The sequence below is a fragment of the Stenotrophomonas sp. NPDC077659 genome (assembly GCF_050268705.1).
GTDB lineage: Bacteria > Pseudomonadota > Gammaproteobacteria > Xanthomonadales > Xanthomonadaceae > Stenotrophomonas.
Genome location: NZ_JBNNHG010000190.1, coordinates 1 through 5,934 on the forward strand (window position 1 = coordinate 1; position 5,934 = coordinate 5,934).

Annotated in this window: 5 protein-coding genes and 1 pseudogene; 1 reads left to right on the top strand and 5 read right to left on the bottom strand. The window is 64.0% G+C overall.

Annotated features, from left to right (window positions below; all coding sequences use genetic code 11):
• Window positions 1-56: 56 nt before the first annotated feature.
• Both ACQKDV_RS17870 and ACQKDV_RS17875 read right to left on the bottom strand, forming a co-directional pair.
• Window positions 57-653, bottom strand: a pseudogene (locus ACQKDV_RS17870) (FoF1 ATP synthase subunit A); the annotation flags it as partial.
• A gap of 31 nt (window positions 654-684) precedes the next feature.
• On the bottom strand, window positions 685-1,017 hold the full coding sequence (locus ACQKDV_RS17875; RefSeq protein WP_313440587.1) for a hypothetical protein: 333 nt from the start codon (window positions 1,015-1,017) through the stop codon (window positions 685-687).
• 493 nt (window positions 1,018-1,510) lie between these two features.
• Here ACQKDV_RS17875 and ACQKDV_RS17880 point away from each other — a divergent pair, with 493 nt between their 5' ends.
• On the top strand, window positions 1,511-2,329 hold the full coding sequence (locus ACQKDV_RS17880; protein ID WP_427785532.1) for a hypothetical protein: 819 nt from the start codon (window positions 1,511-1,513) through the stop codon (window positions 2,327-2,329).
• A 78-nt stretch (window positions 2,330-2,407) separates the two neighbouring features.
• Here ACQKDV_RS17880 and ACQKDV_RS17885 read toward each other — a convergent pair whose 3' ends face one another.
• The 3 genes from ACQKDV_RS17885 to ACQKDV_RS17895 form a co-directional block, all read right to left on the bottom strand.
• Entirely contained in the window at window positions 2,408-3,223 is an 816-nt protein-coding gene (locus ACQKDV_RS17885; RefSeq protein ID WP_427785533.1) for a DUF6585 family protein, read from the bottom strand.
• A 383-nt stretch (window positions 3,224-3,606) separates the two neighbouring features.
• Window positions 3,607-5,403 (bottom strand): dihydrolipoyl dehydrogenase, encoded by a 1,797-nt coding sequence (gene lpdA, locus ACQKDV_RS17890; RefSeq protein WP_427785534.1) that lies wholly within the window; start codon window positions 5,401-5,403, stop codon window positions 3,607-3,609.
• Between the two features lie 107 nt (window positions 5,404-5,510).
• The coding region (locus tag ACQKDV_RS17895; RefSeq protein ID WP_427785536.1) for a 2-oxo acid dehydrogenase subunit E2 at window positions 5,511-5,934 on the bottom strand (424 nt) is incomplete at its 5' end.

Here is a 5,934-nt window from a genome sequence, read left to right on the forward strand (position 1 = left end):
GATCATGGTGGCGCTGCTGGCCGGCGGCCACGTACTCATCGAAGGCGTGCCCGGGGCATCGCCAGCGAGATCGGCTTGCTCAGCCATTCGACGATGTTGAGGATCAGGTTGAACGGCATCATCCACTTGCCGAACGGCGCCGTCAGGAATTCCTTGATGAAGCCCAGCAGGCCCTTCGACTTCAGCGCGAAGAACAGCATCAGGAAGAACACGCTGAAGGCCATGCCCAGGGTGGCGTTGACGTCAGCGGTCGGCACCGGCTTCCAGTAGTGGATACCGGCCATTTCCAGCGGCTTGGCGATGAAATCGGCCGGAATCATCTTCAGCAGATTCATCAGCAGAATCCAGAAGAAGATGGTGATGGCGATCGGCGTGACCAGCTTGCTCTTGCCGTGGTAGGTGTCCTTGGCCTGGCGGTCAACGAACTCCAGGCAGATCTCGACGAAGGCCTGCCACTTGCCCGGCACGCCTGCGGTGGCCTTGCGGGTACCCAGCCAGAACGCGACCACGATCACCAGGCCCATCAGAACGGCGGTGAGGATGGTATCGACGTGGATGTGCCAGAACATCCCTTCGCCATTGCCGACCGGTGCGGTCAGGTTCTGCAGGTGATGCTGGATGTAGCTGGTAGGGGTTAGAGCCTCGCCCGCCATGTGTCCGGAACCTTAGTCAATTGAATTTTTGTCAACGCCTGGCCAGAGCCAGGACCTGGAACGTCAGGCCGACGAAGATACCGGCCAACAGCGCCAATGCAGGCAGCTTGAAGACCAGGAATCCTGCCAGCAGGACGCCGAAAACGACCGCCCACTTCGCCACGATCGCAATGATCAGGCGTGCCATGGCCGATCCTGCGGCCAGAGCTCCTCCCCCCAGGGCCATCCGTGCCGCCACCCAACCACCGGCCGAGACCGCGACACCGGAAAGCAGGGCGCCGAGGGCGTACTTCGGCCCTGCCAGCAGGAAGGCCAGAGCCAGGACAGCCACCGCGGCCAGCGGGTAGACCGCGGCGCGCAGCATCAGTCGCCGACCCGTTTCAACGGAGTTCAGCACAGGACGTCCCGCGTGGTTGCAAGTGAATGGCTGAGGCCGCTACAGCATGGATGCCTCATCGAGCCGCCAAATTATAGCAATGGGACAATTTGCGAGACAACCGCTGCCTGTTCATCCCGGGAACCGCAAGTTGCCGAATCGGCAGGATTTTTACCTATCAGCAGGAGGACAATCGCGTCCGCGCCATGTTGCAGCGCAACGCATTGAACTTTGGTCGCAGGCCGCGGAACTTTCCCGCGTGCGCCCTGTCCTATCTGTCGACCTGCCTGCAGCAACCTCGTCGACGCTTCGCCCCGCAGGTCCAGGATGGCCCCGTAGTCCGCTCCGGGGCCATCTTCTTTGCAGCGCCGTGACGGCGCTGAATCGTCCACACGACGTGGACCATACGTTCACGTAGGGTGGACGAGCCCGTCCGGCACAGTGGTCTTCATTCCCGATTAACCACTGCAAGGACCCTGCAATGCGCCCTGTACCCACCCTGCTCGCTCTCTCGCTGCTCGCCGCCGGCGCATCGTTCGCCGATGCTGCCCACGCCGCTGAAGGCGATCCGCGCTTCACGCTGCGCCTGGGTGCGATGAATATCGAAAATGACAACACCATCCGCGGCAACACCAACATTGCCGGCCAGGACGTCAACGTCAGCGAAGATTTCAAGATGGGCGGCAAGGAGTGGGAACCGCGCGTCGACGGCGTATTCCGCTTCAGCGACCGCCAACGCCTGATCTTCGACTACTTCAAGTGGGACAAGGATCGCCGCGAGACGCTGGATGACGGCATCGCCTTCGGCCAGATCAATGTGCCGGAAGGCAGCTTCGTCAAGGCTGAACTGAAGTACCAGGTCGCCAGCCTGGTGTACGACTACTCGGTGGTGGACACCGACAAGTTCGACATGGGCCTGCAGCTGGGCGCCGAATGGGCCAAGGTCAGCGCCAAGGGCTTTGCCGACCTGGGCAACGTCTACAATGGGCGCTTCCTGGACGAAAGCGAGAGTGGCGTGGCCCCGGTGGTTGGCGCCCGCCTGAGCTTCACCCCTGCCGACCGCTGGCTGATCAACATCCAGGGCCAGTACCTGAACACCAAGTGGGGCAGCTTTGATGATTACGACGGTGACCTGAGCCGCGCCAACGCCATCGTCGAATACCGCTTCACCGAGACCTTTGGTGTGTTCGCTGGCTATGACTGGTTCAAGCTGGACGTTGACCAGAAGGGCAGCGATGGCGTGGTTGGCCTGAAGCAGGAGTTCAAGGGCCCGATCGCCGGCATCAGCCTGACCTTCTGATCAAGCGTCACCTACCTGCCCAACGCGGCGCCCGGGCAAGGGGCGCCGCGTTTTTCCGTTGTTCTTCCGCTGCCCCGATCAGCGCTGCGCGTCCTGCACCAACCAGCCGACCGTCTCAAGGAACAGATCGAAGCTGAGGATGCCCACGGCCATCGTGGAGAACACCGTGGCGCCCCCGGCATCCTTGAGGGTGACGTTCTGTGTCCACGCGCCGACATCCACGTCGCGCAGGGCGGCCGTGGGCACACTGCGGCCCTCCACCTGCAGACACTCCCTGCTGATCGTGAGGGGCCGGGTGCGCACATCGAGGAACCGGCCAGACACCCGCTTCTTCCACACTTCCCCCGTAGGAACGTAGTTGAAGGTGACAGCCTCGCCGGCCTGCAGGGCCGCGATCACGACGGGCAGCCGGTCCCGTACATGCAGTTCGCGCACGAGCTGCTGGAATTCATAGAAGCGCTTGAGGCTGTCGTTGGCCCAACGGAACGCATCCGCGTTGTTACGGCGGTAGGCGAGATTGCTCATCAATCCAGTAAGAGCCGTCTGCCCCGAGCTGAAGAGGTAGAGATCCTCCATCCCGGCAAATGCCACATAGCTGCGCTGCGAGCCAACGACCTGCACCAGACCATGCTCATATACCTCATGACGGGCCGCACGCAGTCGCCGCTGCCACGGCACCACGGCGAAAAAGCCGCAGGCGATCGCCACGAGCAGTGCAACGGCCCCGAGTATGGCGGACTGCGCATCGGCAGGTGCCTTGTTCCTGACGGAAAACAGAAATACCGCGAGCAGCAGTGTCGAAACGCCAGAGACCATCAGGAAGTAGATGAACCCCTGGCCGTAGCGATAGCTACTGATCAGCTTGCCGGTGGACGAAGCAGCGGGACGTTCCATTGCAGAAATAGCTCCATATGAAGGGTAACGGGAACAGGACAGGCATGGTTTCGTGATCCCTGCCGACGGCCGTCGTCTTCCGAGCCGCGAACACGCCGGGCATCCACGGCACGCGGGACGTCAGATGACGTTGATGGGCGGCGTACGCGACGCATTCTCTCGCCTGCAGCGCGCTTATGCACGACGCACTGCGATCTGAACAGTCGCCCAGCACCAATGACGCATTCCGCACCAACACGCAAATGGCGCACAGCGCTTCCGCAATCACGTCTGGTGCGACACGCCCTTGGAAGCACGGCCGGGCACAACAGCCTCCAACAAAAAACCCGCCTTGCGCCGGGTTTTCTGTTTCGCCGGGCGATCCCGGCAGGCATGGTCTGGCACTACTTTTTCTTCGGCATGTACAGATCGGTGATCGTGCCGTCGTAGATTTCCGAGGCCATCGCCACCGATTCGCTCAGCGTCGGGTGGGCGTGGATGGTGTGGCCGATGTCTTCGGCTTCGGCACCCATCTCGATGGCCAGGCCGATCTCGGCCAGCAGGTCACCGGCGTGCACGCCGACGATCGCACCACCGATGATGCGGTGGGTTTCTTCGTCGAAGATCAGCTTGGTGAAGCCTTCGGTACGGCCGATGCCGATCGCGCGGCCGCTGGCAGCCCACGGGAACTTGGCCACGCCGACCTTCAGGCCCTTGGCCTTGGCTTCGGTCTCGGTGACGCCCACCCAGGCGATTTCCGGGTTGGTGTAGGCCACCGACGGAATCACGCGGGCGACCCATTCCTTCTTGTGGCCGGCAGCCACTTCGGCGGCCAGCTTGCCTTCGTGCGTGGCCTTGTGGGCCAGCATCGGGTTACCGACGATGTCACCGATGGCGAAGATGTGCGGCACGTTGGTGCGCATCTGCCGGTCAACCGGAATGAAGCCACGCTCGGTGACCTGCACGCCGGCCTTCTCGGCGTCGATCTTCCTGCCGTTCGGCGAGCGGCCCACGGCCACCAGCACGCGGTCGAAGGTGCCCTGCGTCAGGGCCGGCGCCTGGCCTTCCTCGGCGGCTTCGAAGGTGACGGTGATGCCCTTGGCATCGGCGGTGACGCCGGAGGCCTTGGTCTTCAGGTGGACTTCGATGCCCTGCTTCTTCAGGCGGTCGGCCAGCGGCTTGACCAGGTCCTTGTCGGCACCCGGCATCAACTGGTCCATGAACTCGACGACGGTGACCTTGCTGCCCAGCGCGCCATACACGGTGGCCATTTCCAGGCCGATGATGCCGCCGCCGACGACCAGCAGCGAGCCCGGCACTTCGGCCAGCTCCAGCGCGTCGGTGGAATCCATCACGCGCTTGTCGTCCCACGGGAAGTTCGGCAGCTTCACCGCCTGCGAACCGGCGGCGATGATGCACTTCTGGAAGCGCAGCAGCTGGGTGCTGCCGTCAGCTGCGGTGATTTCCAGTTCGTTGGCCGACACAAACCTGCCGACGCCCTGCACGCTGCGGACCTTGCGCTGCTTGGCCATGCCGGCCAGGCCCTTGGTCAGCTGGTTGACCACCTTTTCCTTGTACTGGCGCAGCTTGTCCAGGGTGATGGTCGGCTTGCCGAACTCAACGCCGAAATCACCCGCATGGGCCACTTCGTCGATGACCGCTGCCGCGTGCAGAAGCGCCTTGGACGGGATGCAGCCCACGTTGAGGCAGACGCCACCGAGGCTGGCGTAGCGTTCGACCAGCACGGTGTCCAGGCCGACGTCGGCGGCGCGGAAGGCGGCGGTGTAGCCGCCCGGGCCCGAGCCCAGCACGACCATCTCGCATTCGATGTCAGCCGGCTTGCCGCTGGACAGCGCCGGCTTCGGTGCCGCCGGCTCGGCCGGGGCGCGGTGCGACGGGGTCACCGGCGGCTTGCTGGCTGGGGCGGCGGCCGCCGGGGCCGGGGCGGCGGCGGCGGCGGTGCCTTCAGCATCCAGCACCACGACCACGGCACCTTCGGAAAGCGTGTCGCCCAGCTTGACCTTGATTTCCTTGACCACACCGGCGGCCGAGGACGGCACTTCCAGGGTGGCCTTGTCCGATTCCAGGGTCACCAGGCCCTGGTCCTTCTTCACCGTGTCGCCGACGGCGACCAACACTTCGATCACCGGCACATCGCTGTAATCGCCGATGTCGGGAACCTTGACTTCAATCGTGGCCATGGTGGTTTTCCTCGTGCCCGGCCGGCGTGGCCGGCGGGCTGTCACTGCATCTGTTCACGCGGCCGCGCCAAGGGGCAGCGGCCGCACGGTGGGGGCGAAGCGGTGCCTTACAGCAGCACGCGGCGCATATCGGCCAGTACCTGCGACAGGTACGTGGTGAAGCGTGCGGCCAGGGCGCCATCGATGACGCGATGGTCGTAGCTCAGCGACAGCGGCAGCATCAGCTTCGGCGCGAATTCCTTGCCATTCCAGACCGGCTGGATGGCCGACTTGGAGACGCCGAGGATGGCCACTTCCGGTGCATTGACGATCGGAGTGAACGCGGTGCCGCCGATGCCGCCCAGCGAGCTGATCGAGAAACAGCCGCCGCTCATGTCGGCCGGGCCCAGCTTGCCATCGCGCGCCTTCCTGGCCAGTTCGCCGGTCTCCTGCGCGATCTGCACCACGCCCTTCTTGTCCACGTCGCGGATCACCGGACGTGCTGGCCAATGGCGTACCCATTCCGCCCGATATCGATCCGGACCTGAATCT